Source organism: Chitinophaga lutea (genome assembly GCF_003813775.1).
Classification (GTDB): domain Bacteria; phylum Bacteroidota; class Bacteroidia; order Chitinophagales; family Chitinophagaceae; genus Chitinophaga; species Chitinophaga lutea.
In genome coordinates this window covers 95554-122426 of sequence record NZ_RPDH01000001.1, presented here as the reverse complement: position 1 = coordinate 122426, position 26873 = coordinate 95554, and the positions used below count along the sequence as shown (strand labels likewise).

The window sequence follows — 26873 nt, the reverse complement described above, 5'->3', positions numbered from 1 at the left end:
TCCCTTATTTTTGGGCGGATCAACTTTGAGCACGAACCATGCAGATAAAAAGTATTTCCCGGAATTTGATAGTAGCCATCAGTATGACAGCAGGGACCACCACCATGGCGCAGCAGGCGCCTGCGGAGAAAAATCCGCTTTTACAGCAATACGAAACCAGTTTTAAGGTACCGCCTTTCGCGGCCATCGAACCGGCACATTTCATGCCCGCGTTCGAAGCCGGCATGAAGGCGCAGCAACAGCGCATCGCCGCCATCGTGAACCAGCGTTCCGTGCCCACTTTCCAGAACTCCGTTGTTGCACTGGAAGCCAGCGGGGAACAGCTGCGCAATGTGAGCACCGTGTTTTTTAATCTCACTTCGGCCAATACCAGCCCGGAACTGGAAAAGATATCCCGGGAAATAGCCCCGGTGCTGGCGCAGCACAGCGACGACATTTACCTCAACGCCGGGCTGTTCGCCAAGGTGAAAAAGGTGTACGACCAGCGTGCCGCCGCCCCGCTCACCGCGGAGCAGCAACGCCTGCTCGAAAAAACATACAAGGCGTTCATCAGAAGCGGCGCCAACCTCGATGCCGCCAAACAATCGGAGATGCGCGCCATCAACAAGGAACTGTCTTTGCTGACCGTACGCTTCGGCCAGAACCTGCTGGCGGAAACGAACAGCTACGAACTGATCGTCGACAATGAAGCGGACCTGGCCGGGCTGCCGCCTTCGCTCGTAACCGCGGCTGCGGCATCCGCCAAAGAAGCGGGCAAACCGGGCAAATGGCGCTTCACCCTGCACAACGCCAGCGTGATGCCTTTCCTGCAATACGCGCAGAACAGAAAGCTGCGCCAGCAGATCTACACCGCCTATACCAACCGCTGCAACAACGGCGACGAACGCGATAATAAAGAGATCGTGGCCGGCCTGGCCACTCTGCGTGCAAAAAAAGCCGCGTTGCTGGGGTATGCCACGCATGCGGATTTTGTGCTGGAAGAAAACATGGCCAAAACGCCCGCACAGGCCAATGAGTTGCTGAACAGGCTGTGGACGGCCGCGCTGCCCGTCGCCAAACAGGAAGCCGCCGAAATGCAGCAGGTGATGGACCGCGAAGGCAAAGGGGAAAAACTCGAAGCCTGGGACTGGTTCTACTATGCGGATAAAGTGCGGAAAGAAAAGTATAACTACGATGCGGAAGCGATGCGCCCGTATTTCCAGCTGGAGAACGTGCGCGAGGGCATCTTTGCCGTAGCGAAAAAATTATACGGCATCACCTTCACCCAGCTGAAAGACATTCCCGTATACCAGGAGGATGTAGTGGCCTATGAAGTGAAAGAAGCGAACGGCCAGCACATCGGGGTGATTTACATGGATTTCTTCCCCCGCAGCTCCAAACGCGGCGGCGCGTGGATGACGTCCTACCGGAAACAGGCCATCGATAAAAGCGGCCGCATTGCACCGGTAGTATCCATCGTTTGCAACTTCACCAAACCGACCGCTACCGAACCGGCCCTGCTTACGCCCGACGAAGTGGAAACGTTCTTCCACGAATTCGGGCATGCGCTGCACGGTTTGCTGAGCAATGTCAAATACGAAACCCTCAGCGGTACGTCCGTGCCCCGCGATTTTGTGGAGCTGCCTTCGCAGATCATGGAGCACTGGGCATTTGAGCCGCAGGTGCTGCAGCTGTACGCCAAACACTACAAAACAGGCCAGCTCATCCCGGCCGATATGGTGGAGAAAATGAAAGCGGCTTCCAAATTCAACCAGGGCTTTGCCACGGTGGAATACCTGGCGGCTTCGCTGCTCGATATGAACTATCATACGCTGGCGGCCGGACAAAAAATCGACCCGCTGACGTTTGAAAAGGAACAGATGAGCAAACTCGGCCTCATCAGCCAGATTGCGCCGCGTTACCGCAGCACGTACTTCCAGCACATTTTCTCCGGTGGCTACTCCGCGGGGTATTACAGCTACATCTGGTCTGAAGTGCTCGACAGCGATGCGTTTGCGGCCTTCAAGGAAACCGGCGACATCTTCGACCCGGCTACCGCGCAGTCGTTCCGCAAAAACGTGCTGGAAAAAGGCGGCACCGCCGAACCGATGGATCTCTACAAGGCGTTCCGCACACGGGCCCCGGAGGTGAAGTATTTACTGAAAAACAGGGGGCTGGACACGAATTGATTTTCGTCCCCTCACCGATAAACGCAAAGGCGCATCGTTACGGTGCGCCTTTTCCTTGTTGTACCAGTCCGCTCACGAGGTTGATGGTGAGGGCCACCACGAATGTGTTCAGGAGAAAAGACAGGAGGCCGTGCAACAGCGCCACCCGCCGGAGTTTCCGGGAGGTGATCTGCACGTCTGACACCTGGAAGGTCATGCCGATCACGAATGCGAAATAGGCGAAGTCGAGGTAATCCGGCGAGGAATCTTTCGGGAATTGCAGGCCGCCGGCGTGCATGTTTTTATTGTCTTCCGCATCGTCGTAAAAAAGATGGGCATAGTGGGCGGTGTAGATCGTATGCACCATGACCCAGGAAGTCATCATTCCGGAGATGGCCACGGGCAGGTAGAGGCTGCGCGCCACCTCGTCTTTGGTGAGCACCACCAGCAGCACGGCGAACATGCTGGAACAGGAGGTGAAGAGCACCAGCAGCGTCACGAAGGTGCGGCTGCCGTCGTCGATGCGGGCATAGCGGCGTATTTCCGGGATGGTGCGTTTGAGGAAGACGGTCCAGCTGGTGGCGATGTACGACAGCGCGAACGCGTTCCACACCAGCATGTATTTCACCCAGGGGTTCATGTCTGCCTGCAGGATGGCGAAAAAAGTAACGGCGGCCAGGAAAAGGCTCACCAGTACGCGCTGCAGGGGGTGCATGTTGTTGAGGAGGTCTGCGGCGGATCTTTTCATATGAATAAAGATACTTATTTCGCTACCTCGATCCGCACTTTCTTGTTCTTCATCTTTTCGTTTTTGATCAGCTGCAGCACCTGGCTCACTTTCGATTTGCGGACAGCTGCGAAGGCGATGAAATCCTTCACTTCGATGAGGCCGAGGTCTTCTTTTTTCAGTTTGCCTTTGTTGGTGAAGAAACCCACGATGTCGACCTTGTTCACTTTATCTTTTTTACCGGCTGAAATGTACAGCGTGCTCCATTGCGGCCTGTCGGGCAGCGTGGCGGTTTCGGGCAGGGTGATGGTTTCGGTGCCTTCGGGGATGTAGGGTGGAAGGGTTTCTTCCGGCCCGGTGATGAGGATGGCGGTGCCGCTGGCGTCCATGCGGGCGGTGCGGCCGTTGCGGTGAATGAAGGTGTCTTCGTTCTGCGGCAGGTGATAGTGGATGATGTAGCGGATGTGGGGGATGTCGAGGCCGCGGGCGGCCAGGTCGGTGGTGACCAGTACATTCGACGTGCCGTTCCTGAACTTGCAGAGCGCCACATCACGGTCTGCCTGCTCCAGCGCGCCGTGGTAAAATACGTTGACGATGCCTTTATCGGCCAGCAGCTGGCTGGTGCGCTCCACGGATTCGCGGTGGTTGCAGAACACGATGGTGGGGCGGTTGCCCAGCATGCAGATGAGGCGGAAGAGGGTATCGGCTTTATCTTTTTCCGGGCTTTCCAGCGTTTTCAGCGTGAGGGCCGCAGGCGCTTCACCGGAGAGGAAATTTAAGGTAACGGGCTCCTGCAACCGGATAAAATCCGGGATTTCCGCCGCTTCGGTGGCGGAGGTGAGCATTCTTTTCTGTACGGCGGGGAGCGATTCCACCACAAAAGCGATTTCTTCCCGGAAACCGAGCTCGAACGATTTGTCGAATTCGTCCATCACCAGGGTGGAGATGCCGGCGGTATTGATATTGCCCCTGCGGATGTGGTCGCCCAGGCGGCCGGGAGTGCCGATGATCAGTGCCGGCGCTTCCTTGAGGGCATTTTCTTCCGTTTCGCGAAGGTGGCCACCGTAACAGCTGGTCACTTTAAAGCCCGTTTTCAGCGAGCGGAACACTTTTTCGATCTGCTGGGCCAGCTCGCGGGTGGGGGTGATCACCAGCGCCTGCGTGGTGCCGACGCCCGTTTGCAGGCGCTCCAGGAGCGGCAGCAGAAAGGCCAGGGTTTTACCCGAGCCGGTATCCGACAATAATATCACGTCCTGCTGTGTTTTGCCGGCGGCAATGGCGGCCACCTGCATCTCGTTCAACGCTTTGATGCCGAGCGAAGCTAAAATTTCCTGCATCCGGCAAAGGTAGGCTTTATGCCAACAAAAAAAGCCTCCCGGAACGGAAGGCTTTTTTTGTTGCAAAAGACGTATCAGCTACCCCGCGTGCCGCCGGTTTTCAGCGGCTTCTTGGAGAATGACTGAGCCTTTACGGGCGCTTTGCCAAATGAATTATTGACACCAGGCAAGTTGTTGGCTTTTTTACCTTTCTTGCCGTCTTTTTTATTACTGTTCGATAACAATGACATAGCTGTAACAATTTGGTGTTTACAAATATAACCTTTTTTATGGCATTACGGTAGCCTCGAGCCCGTCGTTCCAGTGTTTGTGCTCCGGATTGTAGTACAGGCCGGCATTGCTGGCTTTGGCTTTATAGGTGCCGGGTATCTCCGCTTTCAGGTCGAGATGCAGGGTTTTGGTTTCGTTGGGCGCAAACCCCATCCAATACAATACCAGGTAGTTGTCGAAGATCTCATAATACGCCACCTGGTTTTTGTCCATCAGTTCTTTCAGCTGCCATGGCTGCGTGGAAAGGCCGGCCGGAATACCGATTTTGGCGATGGACATGGCCTGCAATACCGGCTTTTCATTTTTTACCGCTACCTGCAGCCGCAGGGTTTCGCCGGTTTTCACCTGCCGTGCCGCCAGGGCCGTGTGCAGTTGCAGCTCGGCAGCGGAACTGTTGGGCGGGGTGAAGGTGTAATACGACACTTCCATGTTGTAGGGCAGGTTGCCCGGGCGGACGTAGTCGGCGCTGAATACGTTTTCCGCCGCCGGCGCCTCTGTGGTTGCCGGTTTGCCCGGTTCCACGGTACGGTTGTTCAGTGAAAAGCGGATATCGGTGTCTGCAGCAGCTTTCCCCACGGCGCGGGCATAGTCGACCACAGCGTTCAGCGCGAGTACGGTGGCCTGCGTGGAGGAATAACCGAAGTAAGATTTTCCGGCCATGATGTCCGACAGCAGTTCCGCCATCAGCACCAGGTCGGGCGATTTTTCCCGTGCCAGCGCCATCAGGTAGAGGGATTTTGTTTCCACCTGGAGTGAAGCGGCGCGGGAGTTCACTACGCTGGTTTCGGATTTGAAGGTTTTTTGCCGGTAGTGTTTGCGCAGCAATGCCATGAGCTGGTCGAAGTCCTGCTGCCGTTTCATGTTGGCCGCGGTGAGCGCCATCATCGAGAGGCGGTAGGCGTCGCCGCTTTGTAGAACCTGTGCCAGCACGGCTTCGTATTCACGCATCACTTCCGCGCCGAAACCGGCATGGCTGAACGCGTACACGATGTAGAGGTCGGCGATCTTGTTGGGGACGCTGGCGAAGCGGTCGTATCCCGTGGTGGAAAGATGGAAGCCGCCTTTGCCGTTCCGCCGGCCCAGTAAGAAGTTCCTGGTGCGTTTGAGCATTTGCTGGTCTACCGCAATAAACTGGTTCATATCCGTGAACTCCATCAGGCCGTATGCCGTCAGCGCCTCATGCGGCGGCGTTTTTCCGAACCATTCGAAACCGCCTTCCGCCGTTTCAAAACCGGTCAACCGCTGGTAACCTTTGGCGATCAGTTCAAGGGCGCGCTGCTCGGTCTTCGGGTCTGAGCGGCCCGCTTCGCGCAGGTATTTGAGGATAAAGATGTTGGGGTAGGTGGCGGAGGAGGTTTGTTCGAAACATCCGTACGGTTCGCGCAGCATGCCCGCAATACCGTCGAGCAGCTGGCCTTCGGGGTTTTTGAACAGCTTCAGTTCGTACTGGAAGGTGCCGGGGATCATCTTCTGCACGGGGAAAGTATGTCGCGCCGAGCGGATGCCGGCGAAGGTATGGAGCACCGGAAATCCTTTCTGCACCACGCTGACCGGCAGCGACACGGTTTCCGCATGTACCTTGGTGGTAACGGTAAAGCGCAGGTTGCCATCTACCGGCGAGGTGGCGGTCACGGGCACGTATACCACGCGGGAACCACCGGCGGGCAGCTGGATGGTGCTGTTGAAAATACCTGCTTTGACGCTTTCCACGAACGATACCTTGATGACCGCTTCCAGGGCTTGCGTGTAATTGTTTTTGATATGGAGCGGGATGAGCGCGTTGTCGCCTACCGTGAGATAAGGAGGGATCTTTGCGTCTACGCCCAGCATGTTCTGCACGGCATAGGTGCTTTCTTCCCGGCCCACTTTCCCGTTGAACCCGATGCCTTCCGCGATGGCGCGGAAGGTGGTGGTGGCGTCCGAATTGTAGAACGATACGCTCGCTTCCCCGTTTTTACCGGTTTGCACGGTGGGGTTCCAGTAGATGGTTTCCCTGAAATCCGTCCGTTCCGCCACGTAATAGGCCGTTTCGTACTGGATCGCCTGGAAGCGGCGAACGGGCGTGAATGTGGGTTGGTTCATCTGCAGCGGGTGAAAGCCGTAATAGAGGGTGGGCGTGTGTTTCCATTTTATCCTCGCCTGGCTGTTCTTTTTGGTTTCAATGATAATGACGCCACGGTTCGCCATACTGCCATAAATGGAGGTGGCTGCGGCATCTTTCAGAATGTGGAGTGATTGGATGTCGTTCGGGTTGAGGTTCCCGAGGTCGAGTTTTTTCATGGGGATGCCGTCCACCACAAAAAGCGGCCCCTCGTTATTGACCAGGGTATTGGTGCCACGTATGTTCAACTGGCCTCCCTGCGCGGGATTGGCCGTCTGCGCTACAGCAATGCCCGGCACACGGCCAGCCAGCATATTCCTGACAGAAGAGAAATTGTATTCCTGTGGTGCGATGGTGGTTACCGAACCGGTCAGGGCTGTTTTTTTCTGTGTGCCGAAACCGACCACCACTACATCCTGCAGTGCTTTCACATCGTTTGCCGCAAAGGGCGCCACCACTTCTTCTTTTACGGGCTGCGCGGCAAAAAAATCCGCCTGACCGAAGCGCATCACTGTGTACCGGTCGCGGTTACCCTGGTCGCCACCGATGCCGTTGCCGCTGATGGTGATTTTGATCCTTTCTTTCTTTTTCAATGACTGGGCCACGATGTAATAATATTGGCCGGGTAACAGGTTGGGGTAATAAAAGGTGCCGTCGGGCCCGGTGACCAGCTGCATCACCTTGCTGGTCCGCGATTCCACCAGCCATACCGTGGCGCTGACGGGCTGGTCTTTGTCATTCACCACACTTCCCGTCAGTACGTTCTGCACATCAGGGAAAAATTTCAGTTTGTTTTCCCGCTCGATCTGCGGGAGGTAATCGAAATAACGGTAGCCGTGCGTGAGCATCACAAGGTCTAACGCCGCAGTGGCTTTCTGTTCGTCTTTTTTGAAATAAAACTGGGGCTCGTCGATCTTTCCCCGCAGTTCGGAGCTCATCATCAACCAGGAAATAATATGGTCCTGTTTATCGTCTGCAAACGTCCAGAGTTTGTCGTCCATCACGGTCAGCGACAGGTTGGCCGGAACGGGGTTCCCTTTATCGTCTGTGGTTTTCAGCGTCATTGTTACCTTTTCCCGGGGCGTGTACGTGTTTTTGTCCGGCGTCAGCGACACATACAGCATCTGGCGGCTGTTGAGGAATATCACCCTTTCCGCCAGCGGCAGCCCGTTGGCCTGCGATACCGTAAACCGGGCGATGCCGGCGGGGAAGAGCTGCGGATCGATGGTGATGGACTGTGTGCCTTTCCGGAGGCGCATCTTTTTGGTGAAGTATAATTGCTCTTTGGTGGAGCCGGTGATATTGATATCGGCATTCTGTGTGGAGTGGATTTCCATCCGCAGTTCGTTGCCGGCCATCGACATTTGGAGAGACAGGCCTTTCGGTGCTGCCTTGGGCAGTTCGTACCGTTGTGTGATACCCGCCGGGCTGTTGAGCACCACTTCGTACCGGTTGCCTGCCTGTGGGGTGAAGGCAAACTTTCCCATCCCGCCGTGAAAACTCTCCAGCGTGGTCACCACGTTGCCGTGACCATCGCGCAGTTCACCTTTGATATCCACCGGTTTGCCGAACTCGTTCAGGGCCCTGAAAGCCACGTTGGCCGGCAGGCCTGCCACCAGGGCGCCGCCTTCAGGCATCAGCCCGAGGCCCACTTTGTTGAGGGTGATGGGAATGCTGCGGGAGATGGCTTCGGTATAGGAAGCGTATTGTATGGTAATGTTCAGCAGGCCGTCGGTGACGGATAAATCGGCCGGCAAACGGAACTGTATTTTTGTTTTGCCCGCTGCATCCGTTTGCAGATTCCCTGAGTGCAGTTCGCGCCCTGCGATGGATATCGTGTATTTGACGGTATGGTGCCGGATCGGTTTGTCTGACAGATCGCGGGCGGAAAAATCGGCGCTGACGTCCGCGCCGGGCCCATAACCTTTCTGCGGAAAATCGAGCTTCATCAGTATCCGGGGTGAGATCACGCGCTGTAGCGTCAGTTCTTTTACGAAGAAGGTGCTGTCTTTTTCGTTTTTCATCCACGAGGTGTACGCCCGCAGTTTGTACACGCCGCCTGCCGCCTGGGGCGAAAAGGAATAAGAGCCTTCGGCATACCCGTTTTGCACGGGATAAGTGCATTGCTGCACTACGTTGCCTGAAGGGCCGATCACGTCCACATAAGCGATGGTGCTCACGGAGGACGGTGTGTTATCGCGCGCGCTGACGAGGTATAACTTGAAGAACACATCATCCCCCGGTTTCAGGAATACATGGCTCGTGTGCAGGTATATTTTTTCCTTGTTGGACGCATAATCCAGCACCTGTCCGAAACTTTGACCGATAAAAGCGCCGATGCAGAGCAGCAGCAAGCCGCAGTATTTCATAAGATCAGAATTGAAGTGAAACATTGATGCCATAGGTGCGTGTGGATGGCAAGTTGAAAAAATCGAGGCCGCTGGTATGGTCGAGCAGCAGCTGGTTGGGATCCGTACCTTCACTGGCCGTCCAGAGGACGATATTCGTGGCGTACGCCGCCAGGTCGATGCGGCGCAGCACTTTGCCGATATTCCAGCTATATCGCAACTCTACCATATTGAGACGGAGGCTGCCCGCATCACGGATGTAGTCTTCCGCCACGCCGCTCAGCCCATAACGCACCCAGCGGTTTTCGTCCAGGGGGTTGGCCGGATCGTAAAAGCTGACCGGGATGGTGTTGGGATGGCCGTTTTCGAGCACGCCTTTAAAAACGTGCCCGGAGGTGTTGCGTTGCGCCGCACTTTCCGCCGAACGCCCGTAGTAATCCAGCGTCGCCTGTGTGCCGTCCCATATCTGGCCGCCTTTTTTCCATTCCAGGTCAGTGGCGAGCGTGAATTCTTTCCAGAAGAGGCTGTTGCTGAGCTTCATCACAAAATCGGGGAGGGGATTGCCGATCACGGATGGTGTTCCATCCACCAGCGGAAACCCGTCTGCGCCGATGATCACATTGTTTGCCGCATCGCGCCGGTAGCGGTTGCCCACGATGGCGCCCAGCGTTTCACCTGCGATCACGGCTTTGTGCACATTGGAGAAACCGGCAATGGGTGTGCCGTTGTAGCCGTCAGCCACCTGTGTTACACGATGGCGGTACCGCAGAAAGGAGAGCGTATTGCTGGTGCGCAACGTTTTTTTCTGGATAGGCGCATACTGGTTCAGCTGCAGTTCAACGCCCTGCCGCCGGTGCCCGGCGATGTTCTGCAGTTGGAGGCGGCCGTTATCATAGATGGGGAATGCATCGTCGCGCACGTCTTTCCGGAACCATTCCGCGCTCAACGCGAATTTATACTTATACCGGAATACCGCTCTGCCGGTATAGGTGCGGTTGTAGGCTGCCCGCAGCCGGTCGTAGCTACCGGTTTCCAGTAAAGGAAAATATTGCATGAAATGGCCGGTGGAGTATTGCAGCAGGTTCGTGTAGGCCATGGAGTTATCGACCGGCAGTTCGCTGTTGAGCGCCTGCATGGAACCGGTCACTTCCAGCTGATAACGGTTGTATCCGCCGAAATGGAACGACGCGTACACATTCACGAGCGGGGCGAACTGTTGTGGACGAACGGCCGTGTTGGAGAAATAAAACGCATTGCCTGCGGTAGCTTCCAGCAGCGTGTTTTGCAGGTGACGACTGACCTTGTACCGGAGCTGCAAATGACCATTGCTGCGCTGGTATTGATAGCGCAGTTGTTGTGGCTGGTAACCGGTGGAAGAGCGGTCGTCCGTGAACAGGAATATCCCTTCCACTCTCATGCTGCCGTGGTCCCAGTAGTTGGGGATCCGCGCGTCGGCTTCCGCTTTCAGATAATAGCTGCGGTCGGTTTTATCCCGTTGGGTGTTTATGCCAGCGGGGAAAAATGCGGCCCCCGGCTGATAGGTCTCCCCGCTTTTTTGCGCTATGTTCTCATACGCCTGCGTCACGATCACTTCCACATCGTTCCAGTCGTATTTAACCATCAGCCCCGCGTTCCGCTGCGTTTGCCGGTAATCGTTCCCGCTGTTGCCGAGCAGGCTCAATGGATTGTCTGCCCCGTTGCCATAGGCCCCGCTTTTGTAGCTATTGTCGAAGCTTGCCGGCGTCAGCAGGGCGTTCATATATGCGCGGTTCAGGAAACCGTTGCGGTTGCTGTTGGATAACTCATCGCGCAGGTACTGATAACTGCCGGTGAACGTAAAGTGCGGGATGGTTTTGGTAACGGAGGCAGAGAGATTCCGGGAGCTGTTTTCGTTGTGGCGGATGAAGGTGTTTTCGCGGCTGTAGCCCAGTTTGGTGTTAAATGCCCAGCGACCCTGCCGGGTAGACCGTATGCCGCCATTGAGGGAAAGGGATTGGGATAAATAGGACGCAGTTCTGAAAATACCGTTGTCGTAAGGTTTGGCGGGCTGGCCGTTGCCGGCGCCTGCCGGTACCAGTTTGCCGCCCGCATCGAAGGGATAAATACTACCGTCGAATTCCAGCGCCGTCATGGCCGGGCCGAAGCTGAACATTTCACCCGTTTCCGCGCCGCGCCAGGTAAGGGCACGGCCCTGGGCGTATGTATTTTGAAGGGAGGGCCCGCGGTTGGCCTGCCGCAATTCCAGCGCCGTATTCAGGCTGCCGGTGAGCCATCCGTTCAGGGTGTTGGCCGGCGCTAAGCTGACCGCATTGCCGCGCACTTTCAGGCTGCCCACGTTCGAATGGAAATAACCGCGGCGAGCCAGGCGGAAGATACGCATCGACGAATCCGCGACCGGTTCAAGCGCGGCGCGGGGCTTGCGGATAAGCTCGAGGTAATCGGCCGACAGCACCGGTTCCACAGGTTTTTCCCATTGGCCGTGCGCCAGGGAAGGCAGCAGGAGGAAGGGTAATAAATATTTCAAGGGACGCGCTTTGATTCAGGAGCAGGATGCCCGGAATCCCGCGAATCCATAAAACGCTGTTAAAATTTTTTAGTTGTCGGCGTATTCCCATGCGCTGCGGTATGCCTCCCGCTGCTCGGCATAGGCTATAAAGTTGGCGTAGAAGGGCAATTGCGACAGGGTGGCGCTGTCCCCGATCACCACGAGCTTTTTACGGGCGCGGGTCATGGCCACGTTCATGCGGCGTATGTCTGCCAGGAAGCCGATTTTGTTATCCGGGTTGCTGCGCGTCATGCTGATGTACACCACGTCGCGTTCCTGCCCCTGGAAGCTGTCGATCGTATTGACCGAAATTTTGTGCAGGTACGGCTGGAGGGCCGGGCTATGGCTGAGCTGTTCCTTCAGCAGCGCGATCTGCTGGCGGTAGGGCGAGATGATGCCGATATCCGGAAAGCGGTCTGCGGTGTAGTGCGGCGCCAGTTCGCTCACCAGCTGTGTGAGGTGTTTGAAGAGGAACGCCGCTTCTTCCGGGTTGGTGGTGCTGGTGCCTTCCGTAGTTTCATCGAACCCGCAGCCGGCCGTATCCACGAATGCCAGGGGCGTATCTTCCGGGTGGAGCAGGTGGCCGGCCACCGATGCGTGCGCCGTGAGCCGGCTCTGGTAAAATACGGAGGAAGAATAACCCATGATCATTTCGTGCATGCGGTACTGTTCCTCCAGCAAAACAACGGACTGCGGGTGCAGGGCCGCCGTTTTTTCCAGCAGGGTATTGGCGAGGCCGTTGCGGGCCGCTTCGGCGGATTTGATGGTGGGCGAGAGCTGGCAATGGTCGCCGGCCAGCACAACCTTCTCCGCTTTCAGCAGCGGTATCCAGCAGGCCGGTTCGAGGGCCTGGCCCGCTTCGTCGATCACCAGGGTTTTATACCGCAGGTTGCGCACCGTGTAATGATTGGTGCCCACCAGCGTGGCGGTGATCACCTGCGCTTTGGCGACGAGGTCGTCGATGATGTATTGTTCCGTGTTTTCGACGGATTTCATGATGTTGCGCGCTTCGTCGAAGAGCGCTTTCCGCTGGTCGCGTTCCGCCTTCCCGAAGTTGCGTTTGTATTTGTGCGCCATGTCGCGGAACTCGGCGGCCTGTTTCTTGAGACGTTTGATTTCTTTGGTGCCCGGGTGGGTGCTCATTTTCGCGTCGAGGGTGAGCGACATCAGCCGGTCAGACACCCTGGCCGGGTTGCCTACCCGTAATACGTTGAGGCCTTCGTCCGAGAGTTTTTCGCTGAGCAGATCCACCGCCGCGTTGCTTGGCGCCACTACCAGCACCTGCTGTTTTTCCTGCCGGATGATGGCTTTGATGGCCTGCACCAGCGTGGTGGTTTTGCCCGTGCCCGGAGGGCCGTGCACAATGGCCAGTTCGTTGGCAGCCAGGATGCGGTTCACGGCTGCCTGCTGCGACCCGTTGAGATTGGGAAAAGCGGCGGGCGCCAGCGTTTCGTTGAACGTGGGTGTTTTTTCGCCGGTGAGGATGCGGGCCAGGTGCCCTTCTTTTTTATCGTAGATGGCAGCCGCCTGTTTGAGGGCGTTCTGCATTTCGTCGTAACTGTTGTCGTCGAACAGCAGGTCGATGCCCAGTTTGCCGTTGCGGCTCCATTCCGGCAGTTCGTCCGTTTTGAGGGTGAGTTTGAGGCGGTTGCCGCTTTGCCAGGTTACGACCCCTTCCACCGTATCCGTTTCCGGATCGTGATTGGAGAACAGCATGGCGGACACACCGAAACGCAGCTGATGGGGCACGTCGTGGTGGGTGGTGCGTTCCAGTTCCACGGTGAGATAGTCGCCGCGCCCCATTTCAGTATCCCTGATCGCTACCGGGTACCAGCTGAGGCCTGCCGCCCGCCGGTCGCCCACCGAGCTGGTGGTAACCAGCTGCTGATACGATTTCCGGTCTTCTTCCCGCTCTGTCTTCAGTAAATCAAGGAGTGCTGAAAAATAATTCATCCCGCAAAGGTACGTGCGCGGGGCTGATTTAGGTTTATTTTAACATTAGATTGGGTAAATTAAAAGTAAAAATAATCCCATGCGATTCTTCAGGAGCAAACCCCAGCCGGGAAAGAAGAAATCGGCCCTGCGCGAGTGGCTCGATGCCGGCGTTTTCGCCATTATCGCCGCCACCATCATCCGCCTATTCATTTTCGAGGCGTATTGCATCCCCAGCGGTTCCATGGAAAAAACGCTGCTGGTGAACGATTACCTGTTCGTGACCAAGGTGGATTACGGGCCGAGGCTGCCCAACACGCCGCTGGCCATGCCGTTCGTGCATAACAGGATGCCGCTCACCCGGTACAGCCCATCGTACAGCACGGCCGTGCAATGGCCTTACAGGCGCCTGCCCGGGTTCACGGAAATACGCCGTAACGACATCGTGGTGTTCAACCTGCCCGAGGGCGATACGGTGGCGCTGGAGATCGAGGAGAACAGTAACTACTACGACCTGGTGCGGCGTTTCGGCCGCGAGGAGGTGTGGAAGCGGTATCATATCCTGGCCCGCCCCGTGGATAAAAGGGAGAACATCATCAAACGCTGCCTGGCTGTGGCCGGGGATAAAATCGAAATAAAAGACGGTGTGGCATATGTGAACGGCGCCGTTGCCGCCATCCCGCCCGACGGTAAAACCGGTTATTGGGTGCAGACCACCGGCGACCGGCTGAACCCTGCGCGGCTGGAGGAAATGGGCGTTACCGATCCCCCGCAGACCGGTCCGCGCGAGGGATTGTATCTCTATACCCTCACCCCGCAGCAGGCCGCCGCGTTATCCGCTTTCCCCATTATTGAAAGCACCGTGCCCGATGTCAGCAAGGGATTCGCAGACCCGGAAGTGTTCCCGCACGACACCGCGCATTACCGCTGGACGGTGGACAATTACGGCCCGCTGGTGGTGCCTGAAAAGGGGCAGACCGTGGCGCTGCATCGGGAGAATATCGCGATGTACGACCGTATCATACGTGTATACGAAAACAACCGGCTGGAGGAGAAAAACGGCCGGTATTACGTCAACGGACAACCCGCGGACCATTATACCTTCAAGATGGATTATTACTGGATGATGGGTGATAACCGTCATAATTCCATTGACTCGCGGTACTGGGGATTTGTGCCGGAAGACCATGTGGTGGGCAAAGCCTGGATAACCTGGTTCAGCCACGGGGAGGGCGGTATCCGCTGGAACCGGCTGATGCGGGGGATTCACTAAGGCGCTCAAACCTGTTTTACAGTAAAGAGAGGCTTATCCCCCGGTAGAAAAAGCGCGATCATTTTTATATAATTTTGCAGGGGCTATCATTAACACACTCCGGATGCATCATACCCTTGCGAGAATCAAATCTGTTTACCCGCTGTCGGACGACCGGCTGCAGCACCTTTCCGGCCTGCTCGAGGCTGTTGAGCTGAAAAAAGGGCACCTGCTCTTCAGGGAAGGCAAAACCTGCGGCGACCTGTATTTTATTGAAAAAGGCATTGCCCGTGCGTATTGCAGCAGCGGGCTCAGCGATCTCACGTTCTGGTTCGGGATGGAAGGCGATCTCCTCATGTCGTTCAACGGCTACATCAATAAAACGGCCGGTTACGAGACCATCGAGCTGCTCGAAGACGCCCTGTTGTACAAAGTGCCCATCGCCGAGCTCGAACATCTTTTCCAGACCGATATACAATTTGCCAACTGGGGGCGTAAGCTGACGGAGAAGGAACTTATCCAGACCGAAGAGCGTTTCATCGGCCGCCAGTCCAAAACCGCCACGGAGCGTTACAAATCGTTGCTCGAAGAAACGCCTGAACTGTTGCAGCGCGTGCAGCTCGGGTATATCGCCTCTTACCTCGGCATTACACAGGTTACCCTCAGCCGCATCCGGGCCGACCTGAAATAACTTTTTATCATTTGTAAAATATTTACCGGCCGTGAAGGCAGACCTTTGCAGGGCAATTAAAAGCACGAACAATGAACTGGATTATTTTGATTATTGCAGGGCTGTTCGAAGTAGCGTTCGCCACCTGCCTCGGTAAAATGAAAGCAACCACGGGTAATGAAACCATCCTTTGGGGTGCGGGCTTTTTTATCTGCATCACCGTGAGTATGCTGCTGCTGTACAAGGCGCAGCAGACGCTGCCCATCGGCACCGCCTATGCCGTGTGGACCGGTATCGGCGCAGTGGGTACCGTGCTGATGGGCATCCTGGTGTTCAAGGAGCCCGCGACTTTCTGGCGTTTATTCTTCATTACCACCCTTATCGGATCCATTGTAGGGCTGAAGGTGGTGGCTTCCCACTAAATTTTTCAGAACGGATGGATGCGCGCGTCCGCAACGGCTGCTGGCTGTTGCGGACGTGCCCCGTTTTGGGGTCATTATTTCCGTTCTTTTTCTTCCAGGATGGAAAGGATATTCCCTGCCGGATCTTCAAACCAGGCGATGAGCGGGCCGCCGCCCCGGAAGATGCCTTTCTCATCCGTTTTCAGCTCGCCTTCGTATTGGAGGAAACGTACGCCTTTGCCGATGAGCTCATCGGCTGTTTTGTCGATATCGTCTACCGGGAAGTTCAGCACCGTATAGGTGGCCGGCTTGTGATCCGGTTTATGGTAGATCATGATGCGGTGGCCGTCTTCCAGCTGCAGTTCCAGCAGCGGCATGCCCATTTCGTCGAGCGATTTGGCCCGGAGCCCCAGTGTTTCCCCGTAGAATTGTTTTGCTTTTTCGATATCATCAGCCGAAAAGCTGGTGAATGCTTTGGTGTGTGTAAACATTACTTCGCTGTTTGACGGTGAATAATAGCGGTGTTGGCACAAATTTACGGCCAAAAGGAACGGGCAGGAGGGAGCAGGATAGTTGAAAGCGGTGAATCGGTTAAATTGCCTTAACAAAAGAAAATTATCCCACGTCTACATTTTTTTGTCAACTAACAAGTTTGTACCTCATCTGTTAATGATTTCACTGTCAATTCATTGCTGCAACAACACAAAGCTGTTTGTGTGAATTTTTACGTTGGATGACTGTAAATTTAAAAAAAGACTTTCCTTTGTCGTTCACCCTGTACACTTCAAAATAGCGTCATAGTACAGAGCAGCTTTAGATTATGGATAAAGAATATATTCAGGAACTACTTCTCAAGGAACACTACGGCCTTCTTTCACCGGAAGAGCAGGAGGAGCTGAATGCTTTGCTTGCCACGAGTGAGGAGGTGCGGGAGATGCGCGAAGAGCTGCAGCGGGATGTGCCCAAGGGGGAAGCGATGGAAGCGATGGAAGCTTTCGACGTGAACCGCAACCTTGCGTATATCGAACATGAGGTAGCTGTTCAGCGTAGCCGCAGGCGCCGGCAGGTGTGGAGCAGTGCGGCAGCGGTGGTACTGGTGTTGCTGGGCGTTGCCTGGTTGCTGCTGAAACCCGGAGGCAGCGAAGAAGCCGTCCTGGCCGCGAACGGAGACGGGCCGGCCAATGGTGTTACGCTGAAGCTGGCCGATGGCAAGAAGATCGCGCTGAGCGACAGCGGCCGTCAGACCATTAACCTCGACGCCGCTACGCTGACCGCCAATAACCGGGTACTGGAGTACAGCGGCGAGGGGGAAGCGGCCGGTGGCTGGAACACCCTCACGGTGCCGCCTAAACTGGACTTCCAGGTGAAGCTGGCAGACGGGACGATTGTTTGGCTCAACAGTTTATCAGAGATAAAATTCCCGTTCCATTTTACGGATGCAAAGCGGGAAGTGTATATAAAGGGTGAAGCTTACTTCAAGGTGGCGCAGGATGCAGGGAAACCTTTTGTCGTGCATACCAGCAGTACCAGTATTACGGTGCTGGGTACGGAGTTTAATGTGAATGCCTATAACCAGGGGATCATCACCACGTCGCTGGTGAGCGGGAAAGTGGCTGTGTCGGCAGACGAGCGCCGGGTGGAACTGAGGCCCGGGACCGAGGCGGTGGTGCATGGGATGGAGGAGATCAGGGTGCAGCCTTTGAATGCTGACATGATTGCCTGGCGGAGCGGCACCTATTATTTTGCTGACCGGCCTATGCGGGAGATTGCCGCCATGGTGGAGCGCTGGCATGATGTGAAGGTGGTGATGGACAATGCCGCTGCGGGGGAACAGCGTTTCCGTGTGAAGCTGTTCCGCGGGCGGCCATTGCAGACGTTCATTGACAACGTGAACGAGACGGGCGAGGTACAATTATATTGGAACAATGGTGTATTACATTGCAAATAAATAACGCTTGAGCAGGGAGTCTATCCCTGATCGCTCTTTAAGTACATTTAGCACATAAATAGAAACCGGGCCTTTCCAGGCCCGGTATTTTTGTTAAAAACGGCCCCAAAACGGGGTGAAACGAACCCACTTTATTTTTAAAATACTTTTCCACAACCGGATGAAACGCCCTGCTGTAGCGGACTTTCTAATAAATACAATCAAGTTTGCGAATGAATTGTTAACGTTCGCTTAACAACATCTTCCGGATCAAATTAACATATTGCAGGTACATTTTACAATATTCATTGTTGTAGAAAAACGGACCAGCATCGACTCGTTTCTCTTTCAAAATAGCCCTTCAGACAAAAATGCGCGCCAAAAACAATCTATGAGTTCATTTATCGGATTTTTCATCCGGTTATGGCGGCCCTCAATTAACTAAAATCTAACCTCGTATTCAGGGTATGGAAGATGTATTATTATTGGAAGGGCTAATAAAAAAAAGACAGGAGGCCTACAGCGAAGTGTACCGAAAGTACGCAAAATTATTATATGCGAAGGCATACCAGATACTGCAGAACAGGCAGGAGGCGGAAGAGCTTGTGCAGGACTTTTTTGTGAACCACGTGCTCCGGTTTTCGAAGTGGGGCCAGGTGGTCAATCTGAAATACTATCTGCAAAAGGGTATTCATAACCTATGCATTATTTACCTGGACAAGCAGAAGCGCATCAAAAGAAACCAATTGCAATTTTTCAGAGAAGAGCATGCTGCGTTCCCCAACTCCGGGGAGCCGGTTACCTATCAGCCTGCGATCGAGGAGTACGAGAAAAGCCTGCTCGATAAGATCCTTTCCTCTCTGAGCGACCAGCAGCAGACCGCCATGCGGTTGGCCCACATCGAAAAGTGTTGTTACAAAGAAATTGCTTCCATTATGAAAGTCAGCAGAAATACCGTCAAAACGCATTTGCGGCTGGCGCGGAAGAACATTGAAAAGTACCAGGCGTACCTCCAGACGATTCTCCAAGTGGCTTTAGTGATTGTATTTACAGGAAGTTTCGATTTATAGGAATGTGCTAAATTGTTAGCTAAATCTTGTTAATGAGTGGTGTTTTCTTGCTGTTTTTTCAGTATTTTAAAAATTTGTTAGAAAACATTCACCCCAAATACCAAGGAGCTTAATCTAATGATAAATCGAACTCAGACTAGCTACTAAACATTTTTAGAATGGAATCTCCTTACAGTATTAGTTCCTTGAAAGGGAAACGGCTTCTCATTTTCGTTACTGTACTTATATGTCAGGTTGCGTTTATACTCCAGCAGGATCCAGGAGTAAGAAAAAAACTTTTCTTGGGCAATCCAAATGTGGAAGGGGATAAGTCGATAAACGGAATTGTTCTGGATGGCTCCGTATTCGTTTATGAATCCGAATCTAAGGAAGAAAACCATGTTATATTGGAAAATGATTGTTCGATGCATTTGGCGTTGTTGCCTCGTTGTATGATTATTCGTTCTAATAATCAAATGAATTGTTTATGAAGGCTATTTTATCAATTCAATTTAGGCGCAGGCTTATGCTGGGTTTGTCTTTTTTTATTTCACTATCTATTAATGCAACGGCCAGTCAGGATAGCGCTCGCATTACAATTAATGAAAGTAATATTTCTATTGAAGCTGTATTAAGAAAAATCGAAGCACAAGCAGGTGTTGCATTCTATTATGCAATAAAGGATCTTGACGGACACGATATTCTACCAAATGTCTCTCTTAAGAAAGCATCAATTGATGAGGCCTTATCTGTTATCCTTAAAGGGAGAAGGCTATCTTGGAAGAATACGGACGGGGGAATAGTCTTATTTCCTCAAAGGATACAGACGCCTCAAAAAAATATGATAGAGTCGCCAATTTATGATACGATTTCCAAGCCGTTGATAAAGGGTACTGTAATATCTGATGAAGGATTACCTATGGTTGGCGCAACAGTATTGATTAAGGGGACGAATATTGGAACTGTAACAAACTCAAATGGCCAATTTGTCCTAAAGGATGGAGATGCGGGAGCCATTGTGATTGTTAGCTATACGGGATATGCAAGTCAGGAGTTAAAAGTGAGACCGCGTGAGGTGTTTTCCGTACGTTTGAATAGGGAAATAGGTTCCCTTGATGAAACAATTGTAATTGGATATGGTAATACCTCGCGTCGTTTTAATACCGGTTCGGTTTCTAAAGTTAGTAGCGAAGAAATCTCGAGGCAGCCGGTTTCAAACCCCATATCTACCCTTCAGGGCCGTGTGTCGGGTGCGTTTATTACAACTCAAAATGGGTTACCGGGTGGGAATGTTAAAGTGGTAATTCGAGGTAAAGGCTCGATCGCTGCTGGGACGGAGCCTTTATACATTGTTGATGGTGTGCCGTTTACATCCACTCCACTAAATACATTTAATCCGGAGTTCACAACCATTAATGGACCTGTAAGCCCGTTAAATAGCATTCCTCCATCGGAGATTGAGAGTATTGAAGTGCTTAAGGATGCTGATGCAACGGCTATTTATGGTAGTCGAGGGGCAAATGGAATTGTTCTTATTACAACAAAAAAGGGCAAGCCTGGGAGGACTACTTTAAATTTCAATTCCTATATTGGATTTAGTAAAATTGCCCGGAAACCGAAATTTTTGGACTTGAATCAATTTCTTGAACTTCGGCGGGAGGGGTTTAGGAACGATACTTTAATGCCTACTAGGGCCCTGGCTCCAGATCTTGTTCTGTGGGATACTACGCACCAGACTGACTGGTTTGACTATATTCTCGGAGGAACTGCTCCAATCAATCAGTACGAACTTTCTCTTACAGGAGGAAATAAGCAAACCAATTTTTCTATCGGCTTAAATTACAGAAGAGAAGGAACTATTTTACCTGGTGAACAGAAATACAAAAGGCTCGGAAGCCATTTAAATTTAAATCACACGAGTATCAATTCAAACTTTCAAATTGGCCTAACCGTTAGCTTTAGTGCTGATAAAAATACATTGATACGAAATATTGATGCAGTTGGCATTGCCTCCCTCGCTCCAAATTACCCCATTTATAATATGGATGGTTCATTGAATTGGGAAATTCCACTTAATCCTGTCGCATGGTTAAAGCAGAAATCAAATTCCGAGACGGATAATCTTATTGCTAATTTGTCTCTTCGATATACCGTTGTGCCTGGTCTAAATTTGAAGTTAAGTGGAGGGTATTCACGTTTAAATATGGATCTGATGTCTACTTTGCCAAAATCTTCGCAATGGCCTGTGTTAAGCCCCGTTAGTTCAGCTTCTTTTGGTAATGGGAGAAATACTAATTACCTATTGGAACCACAAGCTGAATATTCTACTCAAATTAAGAGGAATAATTTCAAAGTTCTGATTGGTGGCACATTGCAGCACAATGTATCTCGAAATAATGCAGTCAAGGGTACTAATTATTCAAATGAAACTCTTTTAGAGAATATTGGATATGCTGGAAATGTAGAATATGCAACAAATATAAGGTCGGAGTATAAATATTTGTCTGGTTTTGGACGTATTAACTACATATATAATGCTAAATATTTAATCAGCGCTAATTTTAGAAGAGATGGATCTACAAGATTCGGAAAGGATAATCGATATGGAAATTTTTGGGCACTTGGTGCCGGTTGGGTTTTTTCAAATGAAGAGTTCGTAAGAGATTTTAGAAGCCTTCTTTCTTTTGGAAAGCTAAGAGCTAGCTATGGAGTTACAGGGAATGATCAAATCGGCAACTATCAATATCTTGCTACTTACAGTTCTGGGATGCAGTATCTCGGAGCGGCGACTTTGCAACCGAGCCTTCTTGCAAACGCGGAATATGGTTGGGAGGCAAATAAAAAGTTTGAAACGGCGTTGGAATTGGGATTTTGTAAGGAGCGCATCTTTTTAACTATAGCAAGTTACTTTAATAGGAGTACAAATCAATTGGTTGCTTACCCTGTTCCTTTTAGCTCGGGTTTTGGAAGCTATCAAGCAAATTTGCCAGCAGTTATTGTTAATCGAGGATGGGAGATCGATGTTTCGTCGACAAATATAAATTCAAATGGATTTCTGTGGACTACTTCCTTTAATGTAACATTTCAAAAAAATGTACTAAGATCATTTCCGAATATTAAATATTCAAGTTACGCCAACACATACGTAGTTGGGGAGGATCTCAGTGTGGTGAAAAGATTACGATTCATGGGGATAAATTCTCAAACTGGAGTAGCAGCATTTGAGGATGTTAATAAGGACGGAAAGTTGTCCTTTCCTGATGACTATATACCAGTGGGGAAGATAAGTCCACAGTATTTTGGGGGACTAGAGAATAACTTGGCTTATAAGGGGGTTCAATTCAGTCTTTTCTTCCAATTTGTTAAACAAGATGCTCTTGATAATTTACTCCTTACTGGAACACCACCCAATTCAAGTTCTAATTCATACGCTAATGTTTTGTCCAGATGGAGAAGTCCAGGTGATATTACCGATATTCAACGTGCAACTGTGAAAAGCGGAACCACGGCTTACAATGCAATTCAAAGCTTAAGAAATTCATCAATGCAGTTAATCGATGCATCATTTGTTCGATTGAAGAATATTTCGATGAGTTACTCGTTTCCTTCTAGCTTAACGAATAAAATAAAAATTCAGAAGCTTCGGATATATGCTGAGGGGCAGAATGTCGCAACATTTTCTATTGCAAAAGACGTAGATCCGGAAACAGTAAACGGTCTCAACTTAACTGTTCCGGTTCTTAGAACATGGGCCGCTGGATTTCAAATAACTTTATAAATTCGCGAAAAATGAAGCGATTATTTTTTACTGTATCTATATTTTTTTTCGTCGGCTGTAATAAGTTATTGGATATTGATATACCACAAGATCGACTTTCGAAGGACCTCGTTTTTTCTAGCGACGCAAGTGTGAGTTCCGCATCCTCCGGCCTCTATAGTACTATTAATTTTAATGATGTTTATTTGCCATATATAGGGCTGTATGTAGACGAAATCTTACCTAATACTTCTGCTGCAGAGGCGCTTGTGTATTCAAGCAGCATTATTCCATCTAATAACACCTTTGTGTATTCTTTATGGAAAAAGCTATATGCAGGAATTTATCAAGCAAACGTGATTATTGAAAATGTACCAGATAATCTGCTCCTTTCGGATACTGTTAGGGCGAGAGCAGAAGGAGAGGCTAGATTTGTTCGCGCCTTTCAATATTTTCATCTAGTCAATATCTGGGGGGATGTTCCATTGATCAACTCGAGCGACATTCGCTTTGGGTTAAATGCTCCAAGAACAGAAGCGAAGGAAGTATATAAGTTTATCCTTTCCGATTTAAAAATCGCTAAAATTCTGCTAAAAGAACAATATCCAGGGGAGGAAAGAGCTCGGGCTACAAAATGGGCGGCGATTGCTCTCCTTGCTAGAGTTTACCTAACATTGGGTGATTGGAGTAATGCAGAATTAGAGGCAAGTTCGATTATTAATTCTGGCTTTTTTACTCCTTTACCCATGGCTTCGACAGCCTTTTTTAAGGGAAGTAAAGAAACTATTCTCCAGATTTGGAATCAAGGCGGTTTTACAAGTTTGGGTGGAGCGCTTGTTCCGAGCACAGCAAATACAGTACCTACATTTTCAATAACGGATTCTTTGATTATGTCATTTGATACTGCCGATGAAAGGAGGAGAAGTTGGATCAAAGATGTGTCTATTGGCTCGAAGACATATAGATATCCGTATAAGTATCGAAATCGCACAGTTACATCTGGAACAAATGGGGAGTATTTGATAATTCAACGAGCGAGTGAGATGTACCTTGTCAGGGCTGAGGCAACGGCTCAGCTCGGTAAAATGGGTGATGCTGCGAGAGATATAAATGTTGTTCGAGCGAGAGCAAATGTTAAGCCCATGGATTCTATTCTTTCAAAGGAAGACTGCTTGGCTATAATATTCAAAGAAAGAAGAAAGGAATTTTTTGTTGAAGGTTGGTTGAGATTCTTTGACCTGAAACGAACAGGACAAATTGACCACGTTATGAAGAAGGTTAAGCCTACCTGGACGACTGAGGCTGAATTGTTCCCGATTCCCCTAGAGGAAATCGGTCGAAATCCTTCATTGGTACAGAATAGGGGCTATAATTAAGACTTATTGGCTATTTCATCTAATGGTTGCATGAAGCAAACATTTGAAACGGTTTTGACTCCTTAATTGCGGCTCCCACAAAGCGAATTACTATATCTATTAGCCATTTTTTTGGTAGCGAACTCTGTCAATTAAAGAAACTGGTTGAAATGACTTTTTTTGACAAATGAATGAACTAATAATTCACCCAAAAAAAATGTCAAGATATCTAATATATGAAGAAAGATTCGCGTCTTTTTGACACATCGTGGTTGCTGGTTCAGAAGATAGCGCGACGGCGCATCGGAACGGGCTAAAGCATAGAGGTCTATCAAAATTGTAGGGGCGAAAATACCGTTAATTGAGAGTTAAAATTTAGAATATGATTATTCGCAGTATAGCATTTTTCCAATGCTTTTTGTTTTGCGTGATTGCGCGAGGACAAATGGCTGATACTCCTCGGCCAATCGATATTGGGGAGAAAATGCCAAATATAGTTATGGGTAGTTTTTATAATTATGGAACTCCTATGGATTCCGAAAAGGAGCCCAACAAATTATCGAGTTTTTATAAAAATAGGGTGCTGATTATTGATTTTTGGGGGCCATATTGTTCTTATTGCGTGGCAAGTATGCGAAGGACGGATTCACTTCGGAAGATATACAAAGAGGATCTGGAGATTATTATGGTTACTGAATCAAGTGGCCATACTGTAGATTCCTTTTTTAAAAAAAGACCGGATTTAAGGAGTTTGCAAATTCCAATGATTATAGGAGATAGTTTATTAGGGGTTAAGATGTTTCCTCACCAAGGGAAACCACACGTTGTCTGGATTGATAGTAAGGGAACTGTTTTTGCAATTACCGGAGGGAATTACATTACAGCTGAAAATATAGAAGCAGCGATAAGTGGTAGATCTTTTCGATTTGTAAGGAAAGTCGATAGTATGAATTTTGATGTTGCAAAAGAATTAGATCGAGGAAATGAGAATAACTTCATTTATCGATCTATATTGGAAAAGTCAGATTTATCAACTCCAGGAGCTATCTATGCTGAACCGATTTTCCCTGCCCATGTCTTGAACCCGAAAGTTAGGCGGATACTTGTTAATAAAGCTAGCATTAAGGAACTGTATTTGATTGCTGCATTTAAAAGGAAATATTCAATTTTTAATCCTTATATATATTCAATGGAACTATCTGATTCAACCAGGTACATTAATCCAATGCAACATAAGGAAGAATTTAAAAAATTTGGGTATGATCTATTGGAGGACTGGATGTCTGATAATATGTATACATATGAATTGATCTTACCTGAAAGTGTTCTGTATTTGGCCTTTTATGAGAACATGTTATCAGATTTGAACAGAGTCTTTTCTGTAACAGGGAAGATGGAATATCGCCCAACCCCGTGTTATGTAATCAGGCAAGGAAGTACGGTTTTAATGAGGACATCGGGAGGAGAATCCAGATTTATACATACGCCCCGAAAAACAAAATTTGATTATTTTGATGGAATACAAAACAAAAAAATTTCTGAACTTGTTGAAATGCTCAATTTAAATAATTTGGGTAAGCCGATTGTGGACAAAACTGGAATTGACTATCCTGTCGATTTGGAGATTAGTCTAAATATGATGAAACCAGATATTGGCGAGATTAGATCTGAATTATCAAAATATGGGTTGTTGATAGAGGAAGAGATTATACCTTTTGAGGTGCTTGTCATAAAGGAGAAGCACTAATTTTGGTCAGTAATTTGTTATTTTGAACCATTTTTAGCTTAAAAATTATTTCCAGTAAGGAATCTTCTGTTGTTGTGGTGGTGTTGCCGTTGTGCTCGTGTTATTCTTTGTATGTAAAAGGGGAAGCTCATAAAAGCCTCCCCCTTTAGATTTAGTTCCTAATGCTGTAAATTAGGGTTTGTAAACATCCAGAGCGGGCAGTCTGTATGCAGGATCACCAGCGTGACCAACTACATATGCTTTTGCGCAGATGGGGTTCAGTACAACCGGACAACCAAAAAAAGTAGATGCCTGAGCACGGGTGCCGGTAAATTCAATTGTCTGGTTGTCTTCCAGAATGTAGATAGCTTCGTCTTCAACGGCTGTTTTAGCCTGAGAAGGTTGGAAAGCGAAGGCTGCACAAGCAGCAACTGCGATTGCAAGAGCGGAAAAGCTCCATTTTGCTGTTTTCATGGACTTTTGTCTTTTAAAGGGTGAGAAATTTTAATATATGGCTGCTTGGGACAGGGGAGCCGTGCCCTGTTATCGCGCGAATATGTTTTATTATCTTTTTGATATTCTACCACATGTCTTTGTAAATATCTAAGGACGGTACTCTGTATATAGGATCATATTCATGACCTACAACATATGCTTTTGCGCATAGATTGGTAATTCCGTAACAATTATAGTATACTTTAGCACAATCCCTTGTTCCGATGAACCAAGTGGGATCAGATGGATCGGCGGAAACAAATGAGAATTCCATTCCTTCTGCATTGCACTCATTTTCAAGGTTGCCTGAGAAATTGTAAATTGGTGAAAGAGAGACAATTATTGATAATAAGATGCTATACGGGTTCATTTTTCTAGTATTTTCAGGTTCATGTTAAAACCTTTATATCTCGGTCTTTTCGATGAATAAGAAGAATTGCAATGACTGATGCTGCGATAAAGAATAAATTGAAATATAAATGCTGGACCCACGACATTTTGGAGATTATGCCACCGCACGTACAAGGGAGCTCGCTGCCAGAAAGAAGCATTGCGGCTATATATACGGTAAATATCGACATTAAAAAGAGGTTACTCCAAAGACCAATCAACTTTGTTCTTTTAATCATCAGAAGTATGATTATTGATATTTCGACCAAGGGAACTAACAATGCTACAAGATATGCGTTGCTGCTGAGTAGATGAAATGGTGACAATCCGAGTTGAAATACAAATTTTTCAAATTCTAAAATCTTACTTAAACTGGCGTACGTTAGGAGTAGTACTAGTAAGGAGATTAGCGTTTCAAGAATAAATCCCTTTTTCATTTAAACA

General features: G+C 50.1%; 17 protein-coding genes. 9 read left to right on the top strand and 8 right to left on the bottom strand.

Features of this window, described 5'->3' with window-relative positions; genetic code table 11:
• Positions 1 to 65 precede the first annotated feature (65 nt).
• Positions 66 to 2168, top strand: coding sequence for a M3 family metallopeptidase (locus EGT74_RS00390; protein WP_246008088.1), 2103 nt, complete (start codon positions 66 to 68; stop codon positions 2166 to 2168).
• A gap of 37 nt (positions 2169 to 2205) precedes the next feature.
• Here the strand turns inward: EGT74_RS00390 and EGT74_RS00385 are convergent, their stop codons facing one another.
• The 5 genes from EGT74_RS00385 to EGT74_RS00365 form a co-directional block, all read right to left on the bottom strand.
• Entirely contained in the window at positions 2206 to 2895 is a 690-nt protein-coding gene (locus EGT74_RS00385) for a DUF1345 domain-containing protein (RefSeq protein WP_123844467.1), read from the bottom strand.
• Between the two features lie 14 nt (positions 2896 to 2909).
• Positions 2910 to 4211 (bottom strand): DEAD/DEAH box helicase, encoded by a 1302-nt coding sequence (locus tag EGT74_RS00380; protein ID WP_123844466.1) that lies wholly within the window; start codon positions 4209 to 4211, stop codon positions 2910 to 2912.
• A gap of 267 nt (positions 4212 to 4478) precedes the next feature.
• A complete protein-coding gene (locus EGT74_RS00375) occupies positions 4479 to 8951 on the bottom strand; it encodes a TonB-dependent receptor plug domain-containing protein (RefSeq protein WP_158617943.1) in 4473 nt (1490 codons plus the stop codon).
• A gap of 4 nt (positions 8952 to 8955) precedes the next feature.
• Positions 8956 to 11454 (bottom strand): TonB-dependent receptor, encoded by a 2499-nt coding sequence (locus EGT74_RS00370; RefSeq protein WP_123844464.1) that lies wholly within the window; start codon positions 11452 to 11454, stop codon positions 8956 to 8958.
• Between the two features lie 69 nt (positions 11455 to 11523).
• Positions 11524 to 13428 (bottom strand): AAA domain-containing protein, encoded by a 1905-nt coding sequence (locus EGT74_RS00365; protein ID WP_123844463.1) that lies wholly within the window; start codon positions 13426 to 13428, stop codon positions 11524 to 11526.
• Positions 13429 to 13507: 79 nt separating this feature from the next.
• Between EGT74_RS00365 and lepB the strand changes: the two genes are divergently transcribed.
• The 3 genes from lepB to EGT74_RS00350 all read left to right on the top strand — a co-directional run bounded on the left by lepB (position 13508) and on the right by EGT74_RS00350 (position 15751).
• A complete protein-coding gene (gene lepB / locus EGT74_RS00360; RefSeq protein WP_123844462.1) occupies positions 13508 to 14680 on the top strand; it encodes a signal peptidase I in 1173 nt (390 codons plus the stop codon).
• Between the two features lie 103 nt (positions 14681 to 14783).
• Positions 14784 to 15350 (top strand): Crp/Fnr family transcriptional regulator, encoded by a 567-nt coding sequence (locus EGT74_RS00355; RefSeq protein WP_123844461.1) that lies wholly within the window; start codon positions 14784 to 14786, stop codon positions 15348 to 15350.
• Between the two features lie 71 nt (positions 15351 to 15421).
• Entirely contained in the window at positions 15422 to 15751 is a 330-nt protein-coding gene (locus EGT74_RS00350) for a DMT family transporter (protein ID WP_123844460.1), read from the top strand.
• A 74-nt stretch (positions 15752 to 15825) separates the two neighbouring features.
• Here the strand turns inward: EGT74_RS00350 and EGT74_RS00345 are convergent, their stop codons facing one another.
• The gene (locus EGT74_RS00345; protein WP_123844459.1) at positions 15826 to 16221 is read right to left on the bottom strand and encodes a VOC family protein; all 396 of its coding nucleotides are present in this window, start codon (positions 16219 to 16221) and stop codon (positions 15826 to 15828) included.
• Positions 16222 to 16550: 329 nt separating this feature from the next.
• Between EGT74_RS00345 and EGT74_RS00340 the strand changes: the two genes are divergently transcribed.
• The 5 genes from EGT74_RS00340 (at position 16551) to EGT74_RS00320 (ending at position 25565) form a co-directional block, all read left to right on the top strand.
• Positions 16551 to 17678: a FecR domain-containing protein gene (locus EGT74_RS00340; RefSeq protein WP_123844458.1), complete on the top strand. Its 1128-nt coding sequence runs from the start codon at positions 16551 to 16553 to the stop codon at positions 17676 to 17678.
• A 446-nt stretch (positions 17679 to 18124) separates the two neighbouring features.
• Positions 18125 to 18727, top strand: a complete 603-nt coding sequence (locus tag EGT74_RS00335; RefSeq protein ID WP_123844457.1) for an RNA polymerase sigma factor — start codon at positions 18125 to 18127, stop codon at positions 18725 to 18727.
• 466 nt (positions 18728 to 19193) lie between these two features.
• Positions 19194 to 22484 (top strand): SusC/RagA family TonB-linked outer membrane protein, encoded by a 3291-nt coding sequence (locus EGT74_RS00330; protein WP_123844456.1) that lies wholly within the window; start codon positions 19194 to 19196, stop codon positions 22482 to 22484.
• 11 nt (positions 22485 to 22495) lie between these two features.
• Entirely contained in the window at positions 22496 to 23839 is a 1344-nt protein-coding gene (locus tag EGT74_RS00325; protein WP_158617942.1) for a RagB/SusD family nutrient uptake outer membrane protein, read from the top strand.
• Between the two features lie 361 nt (positions 23840 to 24200).
• Entirely contained in the window at positions 24201 to 25565 is a 1365-nt protein-coding gene (locus EGT74_RS00320) for a TlpA family protein disulfide reductase (RefSeq protein ID WP_123844454.1), read from the top strand.
• Between the two features lie 171 nt (positions 25566 to 25736).
• On the opposite strand, the gene EGT74_RS00315 is transcribed toward EGT74_RS00320, so the two are convergent.
• Together EGT74_RS00315 and EGT74_RS27310 are read right to left on the bottom strand one after the other, a co-directional pair.
• Entirely contained in the window at positions 25737 to 26018 is a 282-nt protein-coding gene (locus EGT74_RS00315) for a hypothetical protein (RefSeq protein WP_123844453.1), read from the bottom strand.
• 410 nt (positions 26019 to 26428) lie between these two features.
• On the bottom strand, positions 26429 to 26866 hold the full coding sequence (locus EGT74_RS27310; RefSeq protein WP_123844452.1) for a MauE/DoxX family redox-associated membrane protein: 438 nt from the start codon (positions 26864 to 26866) through the stop codon (positions 26429 to 26431).
• Positions 26867 to 26873 lie beyond the last annotated feature (7 nt).

Excerpts from the sequence above, each read along its gene's own strand:
- EGT74_RS00320 (WP_123844454.1), top strand. The coding sequence starts at position 24,201 with ATGATTATTCGCAGTATAGCATTTTTCCAATGCTTTTTGTTTTGCGTG.
- EGT74_RS00330 (WP_123844456.1), top strand. The coding sequence starts at position 19,194 with ATGAAGGCTATTTTATCAATTCAATTTAGGCGCAGGCTTATGCTGGGT.
- EGT74_RS00325 (WP_158617942.1), top strand. The coding sequence starts at position 22,496 with ATGAAGCGATTATTTTTTACTGTATCTATATTTTTTTTCGTCGGCTGT.
- EGT74_RS00340 (WP_123844458.1), top strand. The coding sequence starts at position 16,551 with ATGGATAAAGAATATATTCAGGAACTACTTCTCAAGGAACACTACGGC.
- EGT74_RS00380 (WP_123844466.1), bottom strand. The coding sequence starts at position 4,211 with ATGCAGGAAATTTTAGCTTCGCTCGGCATCAAAGCGTTGAACGAGATG.
- EGT74_RS00355 (WP_123844461.1), top strand. The coding sequence starts at position 14,784 with ATGCATCATACCCTTGCGAGAATCAAATCTGTTTACCCGCTGTCGGAC.
- lepB (WP_123844462.1), top strand. The coding sequence starts at position 13,508 with ATGCGATTCTTCAGGAGCAAACCCCAGCCGGGAAAGAAGAAATCGGCC.
- EGT74_RS00375 (WP_158617943.1), bottom strand. The coding sequence starts at position 8,951 with ATGAAATACTGCGGCTTGCTGCTGCTCTGCATCGGCGCTTTTATCGGT.
- EGT74_RS00335 (WP_123844457.1), top strand. The coding sequence starts at position 18,125 with ATGGAAGATGTATTATTATTGGAAGGGCTAATAAAAAAAAGACAGGAG.
- EGT74_RS27310 (WP_123844452.1), bottom strand. The coding sequence starts at position 26,866 with ATGAAAAAGGGATTTATTCTTGAAACGCTAATCTCCTTACTAGTACTA.
- EGT74_RS00350 (WP_123844460.1), top strand. The coding sequence starts at position 15,422 with ATGAACTGGATTATTTTGATTATTGCAGGGCTGTTCGAAGTAGCGTTC.
- EGT74_RS00345 (WP_123844459.1), bottom strand. The coding sequence starts at position 16,221 with ATGTTTACACACACCAAAGCATTCACCAGCTTTTCGGCTGATGATATC.
- EGT74_RS00315 (WP_123844453.1), bottom strand. The coding sequence starts at position 26,018 with ATGAAAACAGCAAAATGGAGCTTTTCCGCTCTTGCAATCGCAGTTGCT.
- EGT74_RS00385 (WP_123844467.1), bottom strand. The coding sequence starts at position 2,895 with ATGAAAAGATCCGCCGCAGACCTCCTCAACAACATGCACCCCCTGCAG.
- EGT74_RS00365 (WP_123844463.1), bottom strand. The coding sequence starts at position 13,428 with ATGAATTATTTTTCAGCACTCCTTGATTTACTGAAGACAGAGCGGGAA.